The sequence below is a fragment of the Winogradskyella schleiferi genome (genome assembly GCF_013394655.1).
In the GTDB taxonomy this organism is placed as follows: domain Bacteria; phylum Bacteroidota; class Bacteroidia; order Flavobacteriales; family Flavobacteriaceae; genus Winogradskyella; species Winogradskyella schleiferi.
Genome location: NZ_CP053351.1, coordinates 1,642,501 through 1,666,762, shown reverse-complemented (window position 1 = coordinate 1,666,762; position 24,262 = coordinate 1,642,501). Strand labels below are relative to the sequence as shown.

The 24,262-nt window shown below is 35.2% G+C and carries 19 protein-coding genes and 2 rRNA genes (1 of these 21 cut by a window edge); 9 read left to right on the top strand and 12 right to left on the bottom strand.

All coding sequences use genetic code 11. The features are described from left to right. Positions 1 to 182: 182 nt before the first annotated feature. From HM990_RS07205 to HM990_RS07190, 4 genes are all read left to right on the top strand, one after another. The gene (locus tag HM990_RS07205) at positions 183 to 731 is read left to right on the top strand and encodes an RNA polymerase sigma factor (protein WP_178988275.1); all 549 of its coding nucleotides are present in this window, start codon (positions 183 to 185) and stop codon (positions 729 to 731) included. Positions 732 to 733: 2 nt separating this feature from the next. Then, the gene (locus HM990_RS07200; RefSeq protein ID WP_178988274.1) at positions 734 to 1,297 is read left to right on the top strand and encodes a hypothetical protein; all 564 of its coding nucleotides are present in this window, start codon (positions 734 to 736) and stop codon (positions 1,295 to 1,297) included. Next, positions 1,275 to 2,360 carry a hypothetical protein gene (locus HM990_RS07195; RefSeq protein WP_178988273.1) on the top strand — a complete coding sequence of 362 codons (1,086 nt, stop codon included), beginning with the start codon at positions 1,275 to 1,277 and terminating at the stop codon, positions 2,358 to 2,360. Before HM990_RS07200 ends, HM990_RS07195 begins: the two co-directional genes overlap by 23 nt. A 64-nt stretch (positions 2,361 to 2,424) precedes the next feature. Then, on the top strand, positions 2,425 to 3,150 hold the full coding sequence (locus HM990_RS07190) for a head GIN domain-containing protein (protein ID WP_178988272.1): 726 nt from the start codon (positions 2,425 to 2,427) through the stop codon (positions 3,148 to 3,150). A gap of 75 nt (positions 3,151 to 3,225) precedes the next feature. On the opposite strand, the gene HM990_RS07185 is transcribed toward HM990_RS07190, so the two are convergent. The 9 genes from HM990_RS07185 to HM990_RS07145 all read right to left on the bottom strand — a co-directional run bounded on the left by HM990_RS07185 (position 3,226) and on the right by HM990_RS07145 (position 14,667). Next, positions 3,226 to 3,768, bottom strand: a complete 543-nt coding sequence (locus tag HM990_RS07185; RefSeq protein WP_178988271.1) for a hypothetical protein — start codon at positions 3,766 to 3,768, stop codon at positions 3,226 to 3,228. Between the two features lie 75 nt (positions 3,769 to 3,843). Then, a complete protein-coding gene (locus HM990_RS07180; RefSeq protein WP_178988270.1) occupies positions 3,844 to 5,208 on the bottom strand; it encodes an MFS transporter in 1,365 nt (454 codons plus the stop codon). 161 nt (positions 5,209 to 5,369) lie between these two features. Beyond that, the gene (locus HM990_RS07175) at positions 5,370 to 6,197 is read right to left on the bottom strand and encodes a M48 family metallopeptidase (protein ID WP_178988269.1); all 828 of its coding nucleotides are present in this window, start codon (positions 6,195 to 6,197) and stop codon (positions 5,370 to 5,372) included. A gap of 79 nt (positions 6,198 to 6,276) precedes the next feature. Next, positions 6,277 to 8,694, bottom strand: a complete 2,418-nt coding sequence (locus tag HM990_RS07170) for a glycoside hydrolase family 31 protein (protein WP_178988268.1) — start codon at positions 8,692 to 8,694, stop codon at positions 6,277 to 6,279. Between the two features lie 187 nt (positions 8,695 to 8,881). Next, on the bottom strand, positions 8,882 to 9,736 hold the full coding sequence (locus HM990_RS07165) for a hypothetical protein (RefSeq protein ID WP_178988267.1): 855 nt from the start codon (positions 9,734 to 9,736) through the stop codon (positions 8,882 to 8,884). Further along, the gene (locus HM990_RS07160) at positions 9,733 to 10,140 is read right to left on the bottom strand and encodes a hypothetical protein (RefSeq protein ID WP_178988266.1); all 408 of its coding nucleotides are present in this window, start codon (positions 10,138 to 10,140) and stop codon (positions 9,733 to 9,735) included. The genes HM990_RS07165 and HM990_RS07160 overlap by 4 nt, the downstream gene beginning before the upstream one ends. A 322-nt stretch (positions 10,141 to 10,462) precedes the next feature. Next, entirely contained in the window at positions 10,463 to 12,175 is a 1,713-nt protein-coding gene (locus HM990_RS07155) for a DMP19 family protein (protein WP_178988265.1), read from the bottom strand. A gap of 56 nt (positions 12,176 to 12,231) precedes the next feature. Beyond that, positions 12,232 to 13,761, bottom strand: a complete 1,530-nt coding sequence (gene hutH / locus HM990_RS07150; RefSeq protein WP_178988264.1) for a histidine ammonia-lyase — start codon at positions 13,759 to 13,761, stop codon at positions 12,232 to 12,234. Between the two features lie 174 nt (positions 13,762 to 13,935). Further along, positions 13,936 to 14,667, bottom strand: a complete 732-nt coding sequence (locus HM990_RS07145; RefSeq protein WP_178988263.1) for a bacteriorhodopsin-like — start codon at positions 14,665 to 14,667, stop codon at positions 13,936 to 13,938. Positions 14,668 to 14,776: 109 nt separating this feature from the next. On the opposite strand from HM990_RS07145, the gene HM990_RS07140 reads away from it, so the two are divergent. Continuing rightward, positions 14,777 to 15,679: a Brp/Blh family beta-carotene 15,15'-dioxygenase gene (locus HM990_RS07140; protein ID WP_178988262.1), complete on the top strand. Its 903-nt coding sequence runs from the start codon at positions 14,777 to 14,779 to the stop codon at positions 15,677 to 15,679. Between the two features lie 136 nt (positions 15,680 to 15,815). Here HM990_RS07140 and dnaK read toward each other — a convergent pair whose 3' ends face one another. Further along, positions 15,816 to 17,735 (bottom strand): molecular chaperone DnaK, encoded by a 1,920-nt coding sequence (gene dnaK / locus HM990_RS07135; RefSeq protein ID WP_178988261.1) that lies wholly within the window; start codon positions 17,733 to 17,735, stop codon positions 15,816 to 15,818. Positions 17,736 to 17,906: 171 nt separating this feature from the next. Between dnaK and HM990_RS07130 the strand changes: the two genes are divergently transcribed. The 4 genes from HM990_RS07130 (at position 17,907) to HM990_RS07115 (ending at position 21,774) form a co-directional block, all read left to right on the top strand. Then, entirely contained in the window at positions 17,907 to 18,386 is a 480-nt protein-coding gene (locus tag HM990_RS07130; RefSeq protein WP_178988260.1) for a hypothetical protein, read from the top strand. Positions 18,387 to 18,512: 126 nt separating this feature from the next. Further along, positions 18,513 to 19,937: an L-serine ammonia-lyase gene (locus HM990_RS07125; RefSeq protein ID WP_178988259.1), complete on the top strand. Its 1,425-nt coding sequence runs from the start codon at positions 18,513 to 18,515 to the stop codon at positions 19,935 to 19,937. 206 nt (positions 19,938 to 20,143) lie between these two features. Next, positions 20,144 to 20,962, top strand: coding sequence for a 3-methyl-2-oxobutanoate hydroxymethyltransferase (gene panB / locus HM990_RS07120; protein WP_178988258.1), 819 nt, complete (start codon positions 20,144 to 20,146; stop codon positions 20,960 to 20,962). A gap of 110 nt (positions 20,963 to 21,072) precedes the next feature. Continuing rightward, the gene (locus tag HM990_RS07115; protein ID WP_229719406.1) at positions 21,073 to 21,774 is read left to right on the top strand and encodes an RluA family pseudouridine synthase; all 702 of its coding nucleotides are present in this window, start codon (positions 21,073 to 21,075) and stop codon (positions 21,772 to 21,774) included. Positions 21,775 to 21,986: 212 nt separating this feature from the next. Here HM990_RS07115 and rrf read toward each other — a convergent pair. Continuing rightward, positions 21,987 to 22,096, bottom strand: a 5S ribosomal RNA gene (gene rrf, locus HM990_RS07110). A gap of 175 nt (positions 22,097 to 22,271) precedes the next feature. Further along, positions 22,272 to 24,262, bottom strand: a 23S ribosomal RNA gene (locus tag HM990_RS07105); it runs 832 nt beyond the window's last position.

The following is a 24,262-nucleotide window of genomic DNA, read 5'->3' as shown; positions in this document are numbered from 1 at the left end:
TAAATGATCACAATCCTTTAAATTAGTATCGAAAAGCTATGAAGAAAATGTTCTCAATACATTTTATTCGTTCCTTACAAAACACTCGGACTAACGAAAAGTTTTATTAATTATAACTTTTTTTCAATTAAACTGTAACAATATAAAATAGAACGCCTCTTTAAATAAAAGCAATTGTTTTTTTGACATCAACCAATCAAGATATCGAACAGTTATTATGGCTTTGTAAATCTGGAAACCAACGTGCACAGTTGGAAATTTACAACAGATATAACAAAGCCATGTACAACACAGCCCTGAGAATTGTAAAAGATTCCTATAAGGCTGAGGACATTATGCAAGAGTCTTTTTTAACGGGCTTCACAAAACTGAACACTTTGGAAGACACTAAAATGTTTGGCGCATGGTTGAAAAGGATTGTGATTAATAATAGTATTGGGCATTATAACAAAACAATGAAACAAAATGAAGTGCCTTTAGATACTGTTATTTATAAAGTTGAAGACGATGGCGGCATTGTAGAACATGAACAGACTAGCGAAAAAGTGAAACAAGTTTTAGACACTATGAAAACCTTGAAACCCAATTATAATGTGAGTTTAACATTGCATTTAATTGAAGGTTACGATTACGAAGAGATCTGCGAGATTATGAACATTTCTTACGCCAATTGCAGAACTTTAATATCAAGGGCCAAAGAGAGTTTGCGTAAAAAACTAGTATTAAATTAATTATGAAAAAAGATAATTTGGATAGTTTATTTGACGATTTGAAAGGTCAGTTTGACATTGAAACACCTCAAAACAATCACGAACAGCGATTTTTAGAAATGCTGAAAGCAAACAATTTGACTTCAAACGAAGTTAAAACACCTTCTGGATTTCACTGGAAACCCCTTTTGGCCGTTGCAGCTGCAGTAGTGATTTGTTTTAGTGTTTTTACAACCTTACAGAATCAGCCTGAAACCTTGGATTTAGCGAGCGTATCGCAAGAAATGTCCGAAACCCAAGACTTTTTCACGGTTACTATTGAAAACGAATTAAAGAAACTAAACAAGGAACGTTCGCCATTAACCGAAGCGATAATTTTGGATGCCTTGGCGCAAATTCAAATATTAGAAAAGGATTATCAAAAATTAAAAACAGATTTAACTGAAAGCGGAAAAGACCAACGCGTTATCTATGCGATGATTTCCAATTTTCAAAATAGAATAGACATTCTGAATACTGTTCTAGAGCAAATCGAAGATGTAAAACAAATTAAAATCAACACCAATGAACCTAAGAATACAATTTAATCTTGCAATTTTATTGTTGTTAATACCTGCTATGGTATTTGCAAATAGTGAAATAGACTTAAAATCAACTAAAGAAAAGAGCATTAAAAAATCGTTTGATGTTTCTGCTTACAACACCCTAAAAGTAAACAATAGTTATGGCAATTTAGATGTAGTCACATGGAATGAAAACCGCATCGCTTTTGATATTACCATTAAAGTGACAGGAAATGATTCTGAAAAAGTACAGGAAAGACTTAATGAAATAAACATAGAATTTTCAAATTCTGACAATATTGTTTCTGGGGTTACAAAATTCGGCAACGAGAAGAGATCTTGGTGGAATTGGGGAAGCAACAACAAGTTAAAAGTTGAAGTTAATTACCGTATAAAAATGCCTATAACCAATAATGTTGAACTTAATAATGATTATGGTTCCATTAACTTAGATAGGCTTGAAGGCACTGCCAAATTAGTATGCGATTACGGTAAGATTACAACCAAGGAATTGATGGCAGATAACAACTTTATTCGGTTTGATTACAGTAAGAATTGTTATTTTGAATACATCAAAAGTGGCGAAATAAAGGCAGATTATAGTGGTTTTACGGTTGCTAAAACTGAAGAATTGGTTCTAAAAGCAGATTACACGGAATCTATTATCGAAGCCGCGGAAAACGTCAACTACACTTGTGATTACGGGTCCTTAAAAATAGATAACCTCAACAATTTAGATGGACAAGGCGATTACCTTTCCTTGCGATTAGGCAACATATATAAAACTGTAAATCTTAAAGCGAATTACGGTTCCATAAAAATAGAACGTATGGCTTCTAAAGCGAAAAGTGTAAACATAACATCCGATTATGTTGGCATAACCATTGGTCATGATGCGAGTTTTAATTTCGATTTCGATATCGATTTGGAGTATGGTTCCTTACGTGAATCTGAGGGTTTCAGCTTTACAAATAAAGAAGTTGACTATTCTGATAAAAAATATGATGGTTATTATGGTGCACAAAATTCAGGTAACTTCGTGAAAATAGATTCTGAATATGGAAGTGTAACTTTTAAGAAACTTTGAGTTAGTTTTCAGTCTCAGTCTCAGACTTTATAAAAAATAAGTAATCAATTAAAAAATAAACTTTATGAAATCATTACAATCAATTACAGCATTAATATTCCTTTTAAGTACCACATTATCTTGTGCGCAATGGGGAAATGGCAAAAAAATTAAGGGCGACAACAGCATTACGACGACATCTAGAACTACAAGTTCTTACGAAAGCATAAAAGCTGCCGGACCAATGGACTTTAAGCTGGTTAAAGGCAATGAAGGTCAGATTTTCATTCAAGGAGACGCTAACCTAATGGAATATATTATCGTAGAAGTAAAAGGTAAGCATCTTGTGGTTAAGGTGAAAGATGGCTATAATTTAGAACCAAGTCAAAATATTGTGGTTACCATTCCGTTTGAATCCATTGATTCTGTTTCATTGTCTGGTTATGGTGATATTGAAAGTGGTGACACTATTGAAGCAAAGAACTTTAAGGTATCTCTGGCAGGTTCGGGAGATATAAATTTAAATGTTGAAGCGCAAGATATACAGAGTAGCATTGCAGGTTCTGGGGATATTGAGCTAGAAGGTTCTACCAAAGATTTAACCGTAAAAGTTACAGGTTCTGGAGATTTTGATGGGAAGGAATTAAACAGTACCAACGTTACGGCTAAAATCACAGGTTCTGGTTCAGCAGATGTGGTGTGCAATGGTGAACTTGTAGCAAGAATTACAGGTTCTGGAGATGTGAAGTATTCTGGAAAACCAACTAATAAAGATACCAAAATTACCGGGTCTGGTAGTGTTAGTAATTAACGTTTATCACCCAATCAAAAATTGAAAAAAAGGACTGGCTTTGCTGGTCTTTTTTTTTGATAAATAATGGACTAACTAGTCTTCTCCTGAGCGTGTACTCATAATTAATTCCTTAAATTCGTTTGAATCATAAGCCTTTATTAAACTTGTATAAGATTTATCCTCATCGATTTTTATACGTTTTGGTATGGACTCTCTTGGACCGTAATCCCAAGTCACTTTGTTGATTACATCGCTAATGACTTTATAATTCCCTTCGATGGTCATCCCAATAAACGACACTTTTTTATTCGTCAATTTCGATGCATAAGAATCTTGAAACCTTTTAGGTCCATAATATTCATCAGATAATAAATACTCTGATAATGATGGGTTAATCATATATGCCTCATCTGTGAAGTTATACTTTATGATACTGTCATTTTCTAAAGTGAGTTGGTGCTCTCCTTTTAGTATTTCTAAACGAACCACATCTTTAGGAGGTACTGCATACTTCAGCGTATCTATAACAACTTCTATCGAAAATTCAGTTGGATTGTCTATCGTTAAATGAACGTTATCATCACAAGACATTAATAATACAACAGATAAAATTGAAAGTAAAACATATTTTTTCATGAAAGAAGATTTCTTGAATGTAAACTAATGATATTGGAAAATTATATGATCGTATATTGGTAAGTTAGCTAAAAATTAGTCATTATAATGAACTTCGTTATCTGATGCTATTCTTGGCACTCTAAATAACAGCAGAATTCCAGCTAGAAAAAAGATAACCAAAAACAAAATGGCATTCCGCATACTACCTGTAACTTGATCAATAGTGGCAAAAATTCCCATTCCGATGACAATACCTATCTTTTCAGCCACGTCATAAAAACTGAAATATGAAGTCGTATCTTCAGTCTCTGGCAAAAATTTGGAATAAGTAGATCGTGCTAAAGACTGTACGCCTCCCATGACCAAACCAACAAAACCAGCCGCGACATAAAATTGAAATGGCGTTACCATAAAAAACGCATAGAAACACAAAGTCATCCAGAAAAAATTGATAACAATAAGGGTTTTAATATTTCCGAATTTTGAAGATGCACGAGAGGTTAAAAAGGCACCCAGAATCGCAACTAATTGTATAATTAAAATACTAACAATAAGCCCAAATGTTTTGGCTTCGTCATCTCCCCAAGCAATCTCTTCTTCCCCAAAATAAACAGCGACCAACATAATAGTTTGAACTGCCATACTAAAAACAAAAAAGGCAACTAGGTAACGTTTTAAACGTAGATTCTGTTTCAATTGAATCCATACTTGTTTCAATTCTTTTAAACCATTGAAAACAACATCTTTCGTTACTTTTCCGCCTTTTGATACCCCTTTAGGTAAAATATAAAAAGTGTATTGGCTAAAAAGAATCCACCACAGGCCCACCATTATAAAAGAATATCTCATTCCTACTTGTGCAGCAGTTTCTATGATTTCCCCATTCTCACTTATATTATCAGATATATAAAAAACATTCGGATACATTACCATAGCAAGGTTAATAACCAATAAGAGGACACTTCCAATATAACCCATACTAAATCCTTGAGCACTAACGCTATCTTGTTGCTCTGGATAGGCAATGTCTGGTAAGTACGAGTTATAGAACACCAAACTTCCCCAATAGCCAATTAATCCCATAAAATAAAACATGAGACTGATATGAATACTTTCCAAACTAAACCAGTACAGACCAATACAACCTGCACCACCAACATAACAGAAGAATTTCATAAAATTCTTTTTGTTACCAACATAATCCGCAATACCAGATAGAATAGGCGATGTAAAGGCTACAACCAAAAATGTGAATGCCGTGACATAGGTAATTAAGGCTGTACTTTTGAAAACCATTCCAAAGGCAGGAACGTATTTTTCAACTTGACCGAGAAATAGAGCCGAATAGAATATCGGAAATATCGAAGACGCAATTGTTAAGGTGTAAACCGAATTTGCCCAATCGTAAAATGCCCAAGCATTAAGCAGTTTTTTACTTCCTTTTTTATGCTGATTCATACATTTAATATCATTAACTATTACCTTTAGATTGCAAAGAGCTCAATCTTCTTTGGGATTATTGCATCATTTCATTAAAATGATTCAACAAAAAAAAGCTGCTCATCCCGAAATTTCGGAAGAGCAGCTTCTAAAGTAATCAAATATTTATAAATACCAGATTAATTTATAGGTCTGAAATCCGTTATACCAAATTTCTGAGCTTCTGCTTTCGCTTTTGGTGCCAAAGCCTGTAAATTCTGTATTCTAGAATCATTGCTTGGGTGTGTACTCAAAAATTCTGGTGGTGCTTGTCCTCCACTATTCGCTTTCATGCGCTTCCATAGTTCTGCGGCTTCATCTGGATTATAGCCAGCAATTGCCATTAAGTATAAACCTATTTTATCTGCTTCTGTTTCGTGACTTCTACTGAAAGGTAACATACCTGCTACGTTAGATACCACGCCATAGGATTGATTGAAAATCCCTAAAGCTTGTTCATCATTTGCCAGAGCCACATTACCTGCAACAGCTAAACCTTGTTGAATGTATGCCGCGCTCATTCTTTGTTGTCCATGATTTGCCAAGGCATGCGCAACTTCATGTCCCATAATGGCTGCGACGCCAGTTTCATTAGCTGCGATTGGAAGAATTCCCGTATAAAACGCAATTTTTCCTCCAGGCATACACCAAGCATTTACTTGGTCAGATTCTATGAGTTTATATTCCCATTTATAATCGTCTAAATACCCTTGAAAGCCATTGGCATTCAAATAACGCTCTGCTGCTACTGCTATTCGTTGTCCAACACGTTTTATCATTTCTGCATCTGACGTCCCAGTTACTACTTTGTTTTCAGTCAAAACTTGATTGTATTGTGCAAATGCAGCTGGAAATAACTGATCATTACTTACAAAAGCTAAAGTCTTTTTCTTTGTGAAGGGATTTGTTGCACATGAAAACACTACTGCAACAATCACAAGACCTAATATTGTTTTATTAAATTTCATAATTAAAATTTTTTTTAAGAGTGATTAAAATACAAAATTGATTTGTATTTACTAGGACACTAAATTAGTCAATTAGTCACTATGCTTTTGACTTTATACCTAGTATATGTAACTCAGAAAAATCCTTTTCAACTACGATTGATGTTACACCATTAACTTTCAGGCTTTTAAGTGTTACCTTTTCATTATCAAGTTGAACCTCCACCACATCAAATGGTAATCCATGAAATTTAATTTTGAAGGTATCATAAGGCGTTACAAATTTCCCTTCTTTGTATTGATTAATTATCAATTCATTAGACTTTCCTCTTAATGTAAAGTTTCTTAAACTATAACGTCCTTTTGTGTAATCGAAACCATCGTTAGCATCACTATACAATTCACTTTCTTCCTTACCTTCTTTGTAATAAACATCTAAAGTGATTTCAGTAATTTCTTTTTCACCTACATATTGTTGAACTGGATATTTCGGAATAATTGCTCCTTCTTTTACAAAAATTGGCATACTGTCAATATCGGCATCCACCCACATTTCCTTGCCACCTTTAACAATTTCATCGGTCCAGAAATTATACCATTTTCCTTGAGGCACATACATTCGTCGTCCTTTAGCATTTGGTTCTAAAATAGGACAGGCTAAAATCTGTTCACCAAAAATAAATTCATCAGTTCTGTAGTGTGTTTGTGAATCATCTTGATCGTATAACACTAAAGATTTTAACAATGGTGTTCCATGATCTACATAATTCCAAAATGACGTATATAAATACGGTAATAATTGATAACGAATTTCTATAAATTTTCTAACGATATCAGTCACCTCTTCATCAAAAGCCCAAGGTTCTTGATCACCATGGTCTCCAGAAGAATGCACTCTAAAAAATGGATGAAAAATTCCTAATTGAATCCAACGCGTGAATAATTCGCCTTGTGGTTGTTCCGCAAAGCCGCCAATATCACTACCTGCGAAAGAAAAACCAGACATGGCCATACGTTGCGCTTGCATGTTGGCAATCCATAAATGCTCCCAAGTGGCCACATTATCACCTGTCCAAGTAGACGTATAACGCTGCGTACCAGAATATGCCGAACGCGTTATCACAAAAGGACGTTTTGGATATGAATATTTCTTTAAACCTTGATACGTTGCTCTTGCCATTTGCATCCCATAAATGTTATGGGCTTTTCTATGGCTACAAGGATTTCCATCATAATCATGACGAACATCATCTGGAAACGTTTTATTTGGCACTTCCATAACGGCAGGTTCATTCATGTCATTCCAAACTCCCTTTACGCCGATGTCTTCTATCAATTCTTTAAACAAACTAGACCACCAATCCCTAACTTCTGGGTTCGTATAATCTGGAAAATAACATTCTCCAGGCCATACTTTTCCTTTCATATAATCACCATCTGCACGTTTACAGAAATAATCTTTTTCTAAACCTTCTTTAAAGACAGCATACTCTTTATCAATTTTAATTCCAGGATCGATAATAGCAACTGTTTTAAAACCATCGTCCAATAACTCTTTTACCATTCGTTTTGGATCTGGAAAATACTCCTTGTTCCATGTAAAACAGCGAAATCCTTCCATATAATCGATGTCCAAATAAATAGCATCACACGGAATTTTAAGTTTTCTAAAGGTTGACGTAATTTCTTTGACCTTGGTTTCTGGATAGTAACTCCATTTACATTGATGGAAACCTAATGCCCAAAGTGGTGGTAAATGATGTGGTTTACCAGTTAAATCTGTATAACTTTCTACAACATCGCTCATTTTTGGACCATAGAAGAAATAATAATTCATCTCACCTCCTTGTGCCCAAAAACTTGTGACATTTCTACGTTCGTGCGCAAAATCGAAAGTGGACATAAAGGTATTATCAAAGAAAATACCATAGGCTTTTCCATGGTGCAAGCCTGTATAGAACGGAATAGCTTTGTATATTGGGTCTGTATCTTTGCCATATGCATAAGAATCCGTTGCCCAATTACTGTAGCGTTTTCCTTTTAAGTTCAAATGATTTGGCTTGTCACCAAGGCCGTAATAACTTTCTCCATCATTAGACGTTTTACTCATCTTTACAATGTTTCCGCCATATTGGTAGCTTTCTTCCCAATGGAAACCGCCTTCATCTTGGTTGATAAGAACGCCATCTTTAGCATCATAAATAGATACTCTCATATCATCTTTAGAAATCTCGCAACGTAATTTTGAAGTGGTTATTTCGAAATATTCCTTGTGTTCTTCAATTTCTAATTTATTATAACCAATACTTGCATATTTGGTTATGGCATAAGAAAAGTCATTGTCAAAATTGCCAGTCGTGGCATATCTGAAGCGTAATAAACTATCCCTTACTACCGTTAATTCCAAAATAACATCGTTAGCCGCTATAAAGTATAGCTTATCGACATCTTTTCTAAAGTCTATTATGTTGAGAGGAAATAAATTCCCCTTATTTTCTAATTCTGTATTTACAATCATAGATCAATCTTTTGTCAAAAACGACAAAAAAACGGAAAAAATCCAACTTCTGAAAGGCTTCGCAAAGGTTATTAGGAATTGTTATGAACTATATCGTTATCGGGTTATGTTTTTACGATTATGAGAATTTAAAGGAGATATTTTATGGAATTTATATTTAAATGTATAAAAATTGAATTATTTCATTCTAATGATACCCAAGTTTAGTAACTACTAATGTAATGCAACCCATGACAATCATAACATACAGCAATCTCAGCTTCATGTTTTTACACAAAAAGATACCTGAGATAGCCAACAATGCCATAAAACCTGTTTCAAGCCTAGCGCAAAGAATGCCGATTATCATTGTTGTTAAAAGTAGATGAGCCCATGTACTTCTTGGTTTCCATAATATAGCCAATGCCACTAAACATTCTAGAGCGACTGTAACCCAAGCGAAAATTAAACTAATTTTCCCAATGTTCGGAAACATATTATTTAACACAATACGCTGTCCACCATTTGGATCTAAATCATACAAAGCTATAATACTTTCTTTATTGCTTTTGGTCACTTCTAAACTTTCTGGAAAGAAGTTAAGAAAATTGTTAAAAATAAAACCTCTATTCATCATATAATAATAGAAATCACCACTCATAAATTGTCTAGACATAAGTTTATGCATTACCGAAGCCAATACCACTATTCCCAAAAGCACCTGAATGTTTTTCAGTAGAATATCTTTTCGTTGATGATAACTATAAAATATAATCGGAAGCACCATAAACATCAGCATAAAATGATGGTTGGCTACTCGAAAGTAAAAGTGATAAAAATCGAAAAGGAGTAACGCAAAAAAACCAATCCAGATGATGGGATGCTTGATTTTATTATAAAAGAAATACCAAATTAACAATCCGAAAAAAAGAACCGGAATTTTACCTGTACGGTATTTTTCAGCCATAATGAAAACATAGATTCCTAATACAATGAGCAGCAATTGTAAAGCAACCTTAATGGGATCATTTAGTTTGTCTTTTATTTCTGACCAATAGTTCACAGTTCTCTATTTTTTAAATGAATTTCATTGATCAAAGCTCTTGAATAGACACCGTTTTTTGAATTGACAATGGGTTTCCAAATTTGGATATGGATACTATCTTTTTGTGTTGTCTTAAGAACTAGTTTTGCTACTTTTTTAAGATTGTTGTCATTAGGCATTAGTTTTAAACGGCGAAAAATAGTTTCAATTTCATGGTTTTCTGCTATCAAGGAATCAACAGACAAGCCTGGAATATATATTTGGTCATAGTAATAATGAATTCCTGTGTACATGCCGTAACCACCTCCTTTCCACTTATTGAGTTTATGTGTATTTACAAAAAAGAGCTGTATGGCAATGACTATTACCGCAATACTGGGAATACCGTATTTTAATAAGAGCTCTTTTATAGCGTTGGGCATGCCTTATGTTTGAATTACTAAAATATGGAAATTATTATTGTAACCGATTAATACAATATTTAGGTCTATTAAATTAAAAAGAAAACTTCTTTAGATTTTTTCAATATCTTCGAATTTATGAATAACATAATCGTTTTTTCAATTTATTAAACCTCCCATTGTATCTGTTTTTAAGCAAGATACTGATTTTTTTTGCAAAGCTTTTCGCTAATGTCAATACGAATTTTTACTTGAATTTTATAAATTGTCAACGCTAATAACATTTCATATCTGTTTTATTATTTCAAGTTACTGCTAGAGAACGCCAAAAAACTAAAAGACATTAATCAACTAAAAAGAATTTATGCTTAACATAATGGATACTCTCAACAACCTTACCATCCATTGTTGCTATTTCAAATTTCATCTTTTTTAGGTTAGATTCAACTTGTTCTGAAATCCACATATTATCTGCTATTGAAAATTTAACTTCGTTTACGTTACCTTTTTTATCAACAAAAACAACATAGGAATACTGAATCACATAATCATCTCCATAAGGTTCGAACATTGAAACTTCAGCTATGAAATTATTGGCTAATTCTGTAGCGTTTGTTGGCTTAGGAACATTCTCTGGCAATACATATGCCTCTTTTTCTTGATAGCAATAATTACAAAGTTCAGAAACTATGACAGTTTTGACTTTAGGGTTTTCAAATTTTGAGAAATCTTTTTCTGATATTACTTTATCATTATCATAAACAGTCCGCTTTTCAAGATTTCCGTTATTGTAATAAGTCTCCATTATGCCATCACGTTTTCCATTGTTATAATTAACAAGCCTTCTTAAAATATCATTCTTGGTTTCCTTCCACACGCCATGTGCTTCATAATTTTTATATTCTCTATAATGAAGTTCTGGTTCACTAGTTTTAAAAAGTGGTTTTGAGTAAAATTCACTATATCCTGTACCATTTTTCAATGTTTGTATTCCTTGTTCGTTCCAATGGTTTCTAAGTTTGTATTTACCATTAATATACTCAGCCTCGTCTTTTTTATTTCCATTTTTATAGAATTCTACCCACTCGCCTTCTCTCTCATAATTTGATTTGTCAGTTCCCATTTCGGCAAGTTGTCCGTTTTCGTACCATTCCTTATAAGGTCCAAAACTTTCATTGTCATCAATTCGTTTCGATTCGATTTTCTTAGGGTTTCCATTTTCATAATACCATTTGTGCTGAAACATTTGCTTTGTGGGTTCTTTGACAACTTGATATTTTAAATTACCGTTTTCATAATATTCTTCTAATACTCCAGTTTGTTCTCCTCTTATATAAGATATTTTTTCTTTTGGATTACCATTTTGATAATACGACCTAAACTCTCCATCAATTAAATCCTGTCTTAGATTAAATTCTTGATTTACCTTACCATCAGGATAATATGTTTTGCAAGTACCTGAAAATGAAACTTCAAATTCCTTTCCTTGTTCATCAAGACCTATTTCACTTGGATTTTTACGAATATAATTTTCCAGCAATAACATCGTCTTTTCATTTATGTCATAATATTCATCGTCAAGAAAAGACAATTCATCAAGTCTATCATATATGTCACTCCCGAACAAATCACTCTCTTGCGCTTTGTCCACAAGCTTTTTGTTTTTTTGATAAATTTTATCCGCTCTTTTTACCAAATCGGCCATCTTCTTATCTCCGATATATTCCATGCCTTTAATTATTGTAGGAACATAAGACTCATAACCATTATAGTAAAATTGAACAAATCCTCCATTAGTAACTTGTGCGTCCAAATACCACCAATAATAAAGTGCTTTTTGTCCATAAGAAAAAGATTTTGTCTTTTCAATTTCGTGTTCTTTATCTTCAACAAAATTCGAAAGTGGTTCGAGAACAAACCAACCAAAATCATAACCACTTAATTTATAAAAATCACCTTTATTCAACTGAGGACGAAAATGATTGTTTTCATTGAACTCCCAATAGGGATCATTTTCATTTTGCGCCTTGCAATTAAAAAGATTTAAAAAGTTCATAATAACTATTATTAAGATGGATAGTCTTTTCATATGTATAATTTATTCTTTGACAATCATTTCAAATCATAATGATTCAGAAACAACTCTTCGATTTCAATATCAACATTTTTTAAAAATTGAATAGAGGCTTCAATAGAATCATGCAACACTTCATCTGCTTTAATAAATGGCACCACTTTTCGGTATTGTTCTAAAAACGACTCTAGTAAAGGAGAGGTTTTTAAAGGTCTTCTAAATTCTAAGGCTTGAGACGCATTCATCAATTCTATAGCAATAACACGATCAACATTTTTAACCAAAGTGTAAGCTTGCGTCGCTGCATTGGCTCCCATACTGACATGATCTTCCTGGCCATTACTAGACACAATACTATCTACACTTGCTGGAGTTGCCATTTGTTTATTGGCACTAACAATACTTGCAGCCGTATATTGTGGAATCATGAATCCTGAATTTAATCCTGGATTATCCACTAAGAACGCTGGTAAACCTCTTAAACCTGAGACTAATTGAAAAACACGACGTTCAGATATGTTTCCAATTTCGGCCATAGCAATCTTTAAATAATCTAAAGCCAATGCTAAGGGTTGTCCGTGAAAATTACCTCCAGAGATAATTAAATCGTCTTCTGGAAAAATATTGGGATTGTCCGTTACGGAATTGATTTCAGTTAAAATTACCTTTTCTACAAAATCCAAAGTATCCTTTGTTGCACCATGAACTTGGGGAATACAACGAAACGAATAGGGATCTTGTACATGTTCTTTTTCTCGGGCAATAAGTTCACTTCCTTTTAGAAATTCATTAAAGCGTCGTGCTACTTTTCGCTGTCCAGGATGCGGTCTTACAGCATGCACTAAATCGTGAAATGGATCTAAACGGCCATCAAAAGCGTCTAAAGAAATACTGGCAATGATATCTGCTAAATAGGATGTTTTGTGGGACATCAGCAACAAATAAACACCATAGGCGCTCATAAATTGTGTACCATTCAATAAAGCCAAACCTTCTTTTGCTTCTAGCTTTACGGGTTTCCAATTAAACTCTTTTAATAGCGTAGCTGCTTCGTATTCTTTATTATTATGAACAACCTTTCCTTTTCCTAATAAAGGCAAAGCCAAGTGTGCCAAAGGTGCCAAATCGCCTGAAGCTCCCAAAGACCCTTGGGTAAAAACAAAAGGGAAAATATCATTGTTGAAAAAATCAATCAGTCGGTTTACAGTTTCAAGCTGAACGCCACTATGCCCATAACTCAAGGACTGAATCTTCAAAAGGAGCATGACTTTCACAATGGATTCTGGTACGCGCTCTCCTGTTCCACAGGCATGAGACATTACTAAATTTTCTTGAAGCTGACTTAGATCAGCATCAGAAATTTTTACATTATACAAAGATCCAAAGCCTGTATTAATGCCATACATTGGTTTTTTTTCATTCGCCAATTTATTGTCTAAATACGTTTTACATTTCTGTATGTTATTGGCTGAAGCTTCTGAAAGTTTTAGTTTTTTGTTTTTATAAAAAATATTATAAATCGTAACAATATCTAAAGCATCAGAAGAAATGATATGATAGTTGTCCATGAAGAAAAAATTTAGAATTCAAAATTGAGATTTTTTTTGGACACTGCAAGGTTTTGTTGATAGTTTGTTGATTGGTTTTGATAATCTTAAACGTTTAATTTTAATTAAAACAAAAAAACGCAACCAAATTAATGGTTGCGTTTTTTATGATAGAAAGAAGTCTGTTTTTAATATTTAGCTAATTACATTTTGCTTTTTAACTGCTAGTGCATAAATCACTAATCCGAACCCAATTTTGTTAATGGCATCTGCAATATTGTAAACCACATCTACACTACCCGTCCCTAATATACTAGTATACCAACCTTCTGTACCTAACATATACCCTAAAGGATATATTGCCCAACCAACAAGTACAAACCAACATAAAAGTTTGTGTGATTTTAATATATCATCACCTGCAGCTACTGCTAGTTTTTTAGCACTACCAAACCATATTTCATAAACAATATAGAAGTAAGCTATACCAGAAATTCCTCCCCATAGAGCCGCATCATCTGTAAAAACAGCCTCTCCAAAATATCCAGTAACCAGCATGATTACCGATGCAAAAATAAGTTTCCACATTAAAGAAGGCTTAGCACCTGCAACCTTGAGAATAAGATAAAATTCAACACACATCAACGGCACAGTCAATAGCCAATCTACATATCGAAAAAATGTTGGAGAATCAACATTAGCGAACCAATAATCTCGCATATAAAAATAATGGACAGCAGCAATAAAGGTAATCAGTCCAGATACAAGAATTGACGTACGCCATTTTCTATCAAATTGGCTTAGAGATAAAAAGAAAAATGCAGATGCTGCCATCATGGCCATACTGCCTACAAAAAAGGTAAATCCAACATAATCCGATGGATCTAACTTTGTTGTAACTTCGGCAAATAAAAGTAACGAATTCATAATATTTAGTTTAAATTAGTTTTGTTTAAGTAATTTTACAATTAGTTAAACAAAGTAATTTCATATTTAACAATATTTTTAGTTTTAATTAATAATATAGTAAGTATTTATGGCTAAGATTTACAATATAATAATACCGCTCAGCTTTTTGGGATTGTGGATCTCATCTATGGTATCGAAAGATATTGAGATATTTTTTGGTTTTATCTTAATTTTTACGTTTGGAATATTACATGGGTCTAATGACATATTGCTTATTGACACCATCTCAAATAACAAAAAGACATATCCTTTTATACGGGTTATTACCACCTATTTACTTACAGTTTTTATCTCTGTATTTGTTTTTTATTTTATGCCGTTGTTAGCACTAATATTGTTTATTGCCTTTAGTGCTTTTCATTTTGGACAACAGCATTGGGAACATCACAACTTAGAAGTTTCGGAAATACTTAAACGTATCTACTATTTTTTATATGGAATGCTAATTCTTAACCTTTTATTCATATTTAATACAACAGAAGTTATAGAAATCGTAATTTCTATAACGAATTATGAAATTAAAAATAATAGTATATTTTTTTTATTAACTGTTTTTGGAGTTTTATACTTGTTGATAGCATCATTTATTGCCTATAAATCCAATTCTTTTAAATCTAAAATTTTAATTGAGTTGTTTTATTTAATTGTATTTAGCATTATTTTTAAAGTATCAAGTCTTATTTGGGGCTTTACATTATATTTTATTTTATGGCACAGTATTCCTTCGCTTTATGAACAAATATTATTTATTTATGGCAATTTTAATTCTAAAAATTTATTAAAATATTGTAAGACTGCTCTGCCATATTGGATCATCTCTATAATTGGTATTGTCATAGTATATTTTATTTTGAAGAATGAGAAGTTATTTTTCGCTATTTTCTTTTCTTTTATAGCAGCAGTTACTTTTCCACATACTATTGTAATAAATAAACTGTTTTCGAATAAAAAAACGCAACCAAATAAATGATTGCGTTTTCTTATTTATTAAGCTGTCCACATCTTCATGCTTCCAACTTCAAGCTTCGTGCTTTGACGAGATTCCGAATCAAGTTCGGAATAAGCGATTCACACAACTTTCGCAAAAGCGAAAATTGGTTCTCTGCTTACTTCACCTCTTCAAAGTCCACATCTTCAACATCGCTACTTTCATCACCAGCAGCTTGTCCTTTAGCTCCAGCTCCTGCATCAGTTGGTCCACCTTCTGGTGCTCCTCCTTGTTCTGCTTGCGCTTTGTACATTTCTTCACTTGCTACTTTCCATGCTTCATTAATTTTCTCTAAAGCTGGATCGATAACTGCGATATCCTTAGTTTCGTATGCTTTCTTCAATTCTTCAAGTGCATCTTCAATTGGCTTTTTCTTATCATCAGATAATTTGTCACCAAATTCTTTTAATTGACTTTCCGTTTGGAAAATCATCGCATCAGCACTATTCAATTTATCAGCCGTTTCTTTTGCTTTAGCATCCGATTCCGCATTGGCTTCGGCTTCTTGCTTCATTTTCGCAATTTCCTCTTCTGTTAATCCAGAAGAAGCTTCAATTCTGATATCTTGAGATTTGTTTGTCGCTTTATCTGTGGCAGATACTTTGATAATACCGTTGGCATCAATATCAAACGTCACTTCAATTTGAGGTGTTCCTCGTCTTGCTGGTGGAATGCCATCTAAGTGGAAACGACCAATCGTTTTGTTATCTGCTGCCATTGGACGTTCACCTTGTAATACGTGAATTTCTACCGATGGCTGATTGTCTGCTGCTGTTGAGAATACTTGCGATTTTTTAGTTGGAATCGTAGTATTGGCTTCAATCAACTTCGTCATTACGTTACCCATAGTTTCAATACCAAGAGATAATGGCGTCACATCCAATAAAAGAACGTCTTTTACATCACCTGTTAATACACCACCTTGGATTCCTGCTCCTAAAGAAACGACTTCATCAGGATTTACACCTTTACTTGGTGCTTTTCCGAAGAATTTCTCTACAGCTTCCTGTACTGCTGGAATACGCGTAGAACCACCAACTAGGATAATTTCATCAATATCAGACTTAGACAAACCTGCTGCTTTTAAAGCAGTTTGACAAGGTTCAATTGTTCTTTTAATTAAATCGTCAATTAACTGCTCAAATTTTGAACGTGTCAATGTACGTACCAAGTGCTTTGGTCCACTAGCCGTAGCTGTTACGTAAGGTAAGTTGATTTCTGTTTGTGCAGAAGATGATAATTCAATCTTCGCTTTTTCAGCTGCTTCTTTCAAACGTTGCAAAGCCATAGGATCTTTACGTAAGTCCATATCTTCGTCTTTCATGAATTCATCAGCTAACCAATCGATGATTCTTTCATCAATATCATCACCACCTAAGTGTGTATCACCATCTGTAGATAATACTTCAAATACGCCATCACCTAATTCAAGAATAGAGACATCATGTGTACCACCACCAAAATCGAACACTACGATTTTTTGGTCAGTTCCTTTTTTGTCCATTCCGTAAGCTAATGCTGCAGCTGTAGGCTCATTAATAATACGTTCCACTTTTAAACCTGCAATCTCACCTGCTTCTTTAGTCGCCTGACGTTGTGCATCGTTAAAATATGCAGGAACCGTAATTACAGCTCTGGTTACATCTGATCCTAAGTAATCCTCAGCCGTTTTCTTCATTTTTTGAAGAATCATAGCTGACAATTCTTGAGGTGTATATAAACGACCATCGATATCTACTCTTGGAGTATCGTTGTCACCTTTTACTACTTTATAAGGTACCCGCTCTGCTTCTTTTTTAGACTCAGAATACTTATTACCCATAAAACGCTTAATAGAATAAACCGTTTTTGTTGGGTTAGTTACTGCTTGCCTTTTTGCTGGATCACCAACTTTAATTTCACCACCTTCCACGAAAGCGATAACCGAAGGTGTAGTTCTCTTACCTTCAGCGTTTGGGATTACAACTGGTTCGTTACCTTCCATTACAGAAACGCAAGAGTTGGTTGTACCTAAATCAATTCCAATAATCTTACTCATAATATATGTGTGTTTTTTGTTTTATTTAATTTTTAAACTCGTTAACAATAAGTCAATGATTATGCCATGACAAAAAATATGACATGATGGCAGATTTGATTACATGGAACAAATTTTTAAAAACAGTACTTTGGTACATGATTTGATACTAATTAAAAAAACTTTAGAATTATGAAACGTATACTTACATTTATTTTTGCCATTTCTTTATTTAGCAGCTGCACTACCGAAGAAATTGTGCAAGTTCAAGAAAACTTTTTTGCTGGACAATCTTTTGAAAGAACCACGGATTTAATTGCACCTAACTATGAAGCCACATTTGAAATACCTTTAAATATAGATCTTCTTGAGTCTGATATGGTGCTTGTTTATCATTTAGTCGGAGTCGATAACGATGGCTTTGATATTTGGAGACTTATGCCAGATACTGTATATACCAATGACGGTCAGGAATTTCAATATAATTTTGAACATAATTTTGATTTCGTAACTGTTTTTATTGAAGCGCCATCAACTTTTGACTTTAATTCCCTCTTAGATGGTGATTTATTTGACCAAACGTTTAGAACTGTAATATTGCCTGTAGACTTTGTTAATAGCAGCAATTTAGATATTACTAATTATAACGACGTTATGGAATATGTCCAATAATATTGGAAATTCCAAATTAAAACAATCTTAAAGCCTGAAATTAATTTCAGGCTTTTTTATTTCTAAAATTATCTTCATTGCTGAAACAACTTCTATATTTGCAATTCAACTAAAAGGATTTCGTGAATGGAATGTATTTCTGTCTTTGACATGCTTAAAATCGGAGTTGGTCCTTCAAGTTCTCACACTTTGGGACCTTGGCGTGCTGCCGAACGTTGGATTAAAGAATTGAAAGGTAAAAATCGGTTTGATAAGGTGGAAAAAATTACTGTCGATTTATATGGGTCTTTGTCTTTAACGGGAAAAGGCCATGCCACAGATTATGCTGTAATTTTAGGATTAACTGGTGCTGACCCAGAACGTATTCCTGTTGATAGTATTAGCACTATAATTGATGATGTAAAGACAAACGAGGTCTTAAAATTTAACAACGAAAAAGCAATTCCTTTCGATTTTAAATCTCATATTATTTTCAATCGTAAATTTTTACCATTTCATTCTAACGGAATGATATTTACTGCCACAATTAATGGTCGAAATTACAAATCGACCTACTACTCTATTGGTGGTGGTTTTGTAGTGCAGGAAGAACGAAAAATATCGAAAGCCAATAAAATTATTTTCTACTGTACCTTTCCTTATCCTGTAGAAAAAGGAGAAGAGTTATTAAAGTTTTGTAACCAATTACAACTTCCTATTTCTGGGGTAGTTTTAGAAAATGAAAAATCGATTAGAGAAGAATCTTCAATTGATTTTGAATTAAAACGGATTTGGAATACCATGTTAGAATGCATGTACGTTGGCTGTCATACCGAAGGCAATTTACCAGGAGGACTAAACGTAAGACGACGTGCATATGATATTCATAAAAATTTAATCGGTGATTACAAATATGAAAATCCTCAAGAATGGCTTGAAACCATTAGGAAAACGGAAGTTAAATTTCGACAGATTTTAAAATGGGTAAGTTGTTTTGCGTTGGGAGTAAACGAAGTTAACGCATCACTAGGCCGTGTAGTAACTGCACCTACAAATGGTAGTGCTGGAGTTATTCCTTCTGTATTGATGTATTATATGGTTATAGAAAACCATGATGCCGATTTTGAACATGTAAAAAAATTCCTTTTAGTGGCTGGGGAAATTGGCAGTATCTTTAAAAAAGGGGCGACGATTAGCGCCGCAATGGGTGGTTGCCAAGCAGAAATCGGAGTATCTTCTGCTATGGCAGCTGGAGCATTGTGCGAATTATTAGGTGGAACACCTGAGCAAGCATTAGTAGCTGCAGAAATTGCCATGGAGCATCATTTAGGTCTAACATGTGATCCTATTGGTGGTTTGGTTCAGATTCCGTGTATAGAACGAAACTCTATGGGAGCCATTAAAGCGATAAGCGCTGCGGAATTAGCTCTGGATACCGATCCCAAAAATGTCAAAGTCCCTTTAGACAAAGTTGTGAATACGATGTGGGAAACAGCAAAAGATATGAATACGAAATATAAGGAAACGTCGGAAGGTGGATTGGCAGTTGGAGTACATTTGACGGATTGTTAAAAAGATGAAAGTCCGTAAATATCAATTTACTTTGATGTGTTCGAAAGCATGATTCAACCTGTTAGCTTTTAGTAAAAACACAAATTCAAAAGTTTTTATCAAATCACGGTTTTAATTCAAAATATCGATTCAATATTATTTGTGACTTTAATTAAAGAAAAGTTTAACAATTCTCATTATTTTTACATTTAACTAATAAAAGCACAATGTCAACAGCGAAAAAGGACTATAAAAGAATTACGGTAAAGACTTTAGTAGATATGAAGTCTAAAGGTGAAAAAATATCGATGCTAACAGCTTACGATTATACGATGGCAAAAATAGTAGATGGTGCAGGTGTTGATGTTATTTTAGTTGGTGATTCTGCTAGTAATGTTATGGCAGGCCATGAAACGACACTGCCTATCACACTAGATCAAATGATTTATCATGCCTCTTCTGTAGTTAGAGCAATTGATCGCAGTTTAGTGATTGTTGATTTACCTTTTGGTAGTTACCAAAGTGATCCTAAGGAAGCGTTACGTTCTGCTATAAGAATCATGAAAGAATCGGGAGGGCATGCCGTAAAAATGGAAGGTGGAAAAGAAGTCAAAGATTCTATAAAACGTATTTTGAATGCAGGAATTCCTGTCATGGGACATTTAGGTTTGACTCCTCAATCTATATATAAATTTGGTACATATACGGTTAGAGCTAAAGAAGAACAAGAAGCGCAACAATTAAAAGAAGATGCCTTGATGCTCGAAAAATTAGGTTGTTTTGGAATAGTTGTTGAAAAAATTCCAGCCGCGTTGGCCAAAGAAGTTGCTGAGAGTGTTTCAATTCCGGTAATTGGCATTGGTGCTGGTGATGGTGTTGATGGCCAAGTTTTAGTTTTACATGACATGTTAGGAATGACACATGAGTTTAATCCACGCTTTTTACGTCGCTATATGCACCTTTTTGAAGAAATGACAAAGGCTATAGGCCAGTATGTTAATGATGTGAAATCCGAGGATTTCCCAAATGATGAAGAGCAATATTAAAAAGCCCCTTTGTCTAAGGTCATTTACCTAGAGGAGAAAAGTCAGTTCTCAGTAGCAGTATATAGCAATAATGAGGTAAATTTCAGAATCTGTGAAAATCCGTGAAATCCGTGTCAAACAAAATTCTTTCAAATAAAACAAATCTTCAAGTGCTACATGAGGACAATCACATAATTGTCGTTAATAAACGTGCTGGAGATATTGTACAGGGTGACAAAACTGGTGACAAGCCTTTGAGTGAAATCGTTAAATCTTATTTAAAAGATAAATATAATAAAGAGGGTAATGTCTACCTTGGTGTTGTACATCGTTTAGATAGACCAACAACAGGTATAGTGCTTTTTTCTAAAACAAGTAAGGCATTACCAAGACTGAACAAACTTTTTGCAGAAAAATCTGCGAAGAAAACGTATGTGGCTTTGGTGAAAAATGCACCTCCAAAAACTGAGGATACTTTAGTTCATTGGCTCAAAAAGAATCCTAAAAACAATAAATCTACAGCCTATAATAAAAAAGTTGACGGGACTAAGAAAGCTATTCTCCGTTATAAAGTGATTCAAAAACTTGATAATTTTTATCTAATAGAAGTTGATTTAGAAACGGGAAGACACCATCAAATTAGAGTGCAATTATCATCTATTGGATGTCCCATAAAAGGGGATTTAAAATACGGCTTCGATCGTAGCAATAAAGACGCTAGTATTAGTTTGCATGCGAGAACACTATGTTTTATTCATCCTGTTAAAAAGGTAGAAGTCATAATTACTGCGCCACTTCCAAATGATTCCCTTTGGAACGCTTGTTTTTCGTAAAATCATCTAATAAACTACTTGCCATCAACATTCCCTGAATTCTATAGTCTTATTTATATTTACTTCTGTTTGGTTCTTTCATCAGCTCAAAATTTTAGTCTGAGATTGAAAGTTTTTTGAAGAATATTCATTAAATGATAAAATTGCCTTCTGTATTCTAGAAATAGGTCAAAACAAAAAACCCTCACTAAATAAATAGCAAGGGTCTTCAAAAAAGGCGGCGACCTACTCTTCCACAGTAAAGCAGTACCATCGGCGCAAACGGGCTTAACTACTCTGTTCGGAATGGTAAGAGGTGAGCCCCGTCGCTATAACCACCTTAAGTCTTTATCCCGGTCTTGGCCGGGACTTTGGCTGTTATAAAATAATCAACACTAATATTGTTGACATATTGAAAAGACGATAAATCGTCAAGAGATACATTAGATAAAATAATTATTGTAATTCATAAAAAAACAGACCCGCCCGGTAAACTGGTCACCGGGCGAAGTCGAAGTGACAATAAGCCTATGGGTTATTAGTACTACTCGGCTATGACATTACTGCCTTTACACCTGTAGCCTATCGACGTGGTCATCTACCACGACCCTTTAAAGAAATCTCATCTTGTGGTGGGTTTCGCGCTTATATGCTTTCAGCGCTTATCCCTTCCGAACGTAGCTACCCTGCAATGCTCCTGGCGGAACAACAGGTACACCAGAGGTTCGTCCAACTCGGTCCTCTCGTACTAGAGTCAGATCCACTCAAATTTCTAACGCCCACAGTAGATAGAGACCGAACTGTCTCACGACGTTCTGAACCCAGCTCGCGTGCCACTTTAATGGGCGAACAGCCCAACCCTTGGGACCTTCTCCAGCCCCAGGATGTGACGAGCCGACATCGAGGTGCCAAACCCCCCCGTCGATATGAGCTCTTGGGGGAGATCAGCCTGTTATCCCCGGAGTACCTTTTATCCTTTGAGCGATGGCCCTTCCATGCGGAACCACCGGATCACTATGCTCTACTTTCGTACCTGATCGACCTGTATGTCTCTCAGTCAAGCTCCCTTATGCCATTGCACTCTGCGCACGGTTACCAAGCGTGCTGAGGGAACCTTTAGAAGCCTCCGTTACTCTTTTGGAGGCGACCACCCCAGTCAAACTACCCACCAAGCACTGTCCCCGGTTAGGGGTTAGACTCTAGATAAGCAAAGGGTGGTATTTCAACAATGACTCCACGACGCCTGGCGACGCCGCTTCGAAGTCTCCCACCTATCCTACACATTACTTATCCAAAGCCAATACTAAGCTATAGTAAAGGTTCACGGGGTCTTTTCGTCCCACTGCGGGTAATCGGCATCTTCACCGATACTACAATTTCACCGAGCTCATGGCTGAGACAGTGTCCAGATCGTTACACCATTCGTGCAGGTCGGAACTTACCCGACAAGGAATTTCGCTACCTTAGGACCGTTATAGTTACGGCCGCCGTTTACTGGGGCTTCATTTGAGATCTTCGAAGTAAACTTCTAAACCCTCCACTTAACCTTCCAGCACCGGGCAGGTGTCAGGCCCTATACATCATCTTTCGATTTAGCAGAGCCCTGTGTTTTTGATAAACAGTCGCCTGGACTTTTTCACTGCGGCCCCCCAAAAGGGGGCGACGCTTCTCCCGAAGTTACGCGTCCATTTTGCCTAGTTCCTTAGCCATGAATCTCTCGAGCACCTTAGAATTCTCATCCCAACTACCTGTGTCGGTTTAGGGTACGGGCTGCTTCACTCGCTTTTCTTGGAAGTCGATTTGCTAGATTATCACCTTGACCGTAGTCTCAGTGTACTATCGCCGTGTTGCCACTGGCTTCAACGTACTATTCCGTCAGTACGCACTAACTTTTCGCCTCCGTCACTTTTAGTGTGAGCAGGTACAGGAATATTAACCTGTTGTCCATCCACTACCCCTTTCGGGTTCGCGTTAGGTCCCGACTAACCCTCAGCTGATTAGCATAGCTGAGGAAACCTTAGTCTTTCGGTGTGCGGGTTTCTCGCCCGCATTATCGTTACTTATGCCTACATTTTCTTTTGTAGCTTCTCCAGCATGCCTCACAGCACACCTTCGACGACACTACAATGCTCCCCTACCACTTTTACAAGTCCATAGCTTCGGTAGTATGTTTATGCCCGATTATTATCCATGCCGGATCGCTCGACTAGTGAGCTGTTACGCACTCTTTAAATGAATGGCTGCTTCCAAGCCAACATCCTAGCTGTCTGTGCAATCCAACCTCGTTTATTCAACTTAACATACATTTGGGGACCTTAGCTGATGGTCTGGGTTCTTTCCCTCTCGGACATGGACCTTAGCACCCATGCCCTCACTGCTGATCAACATTTTATAGCATTCGGAGTTTGTCAGGAATTGGTAGGCGGTGAAGCCCCCGCATCCAATCAGTAGCTCTACCTCTATAAAACTATAAATCAACGCTGCACCTAAATGCATTTCGGGGAGTACG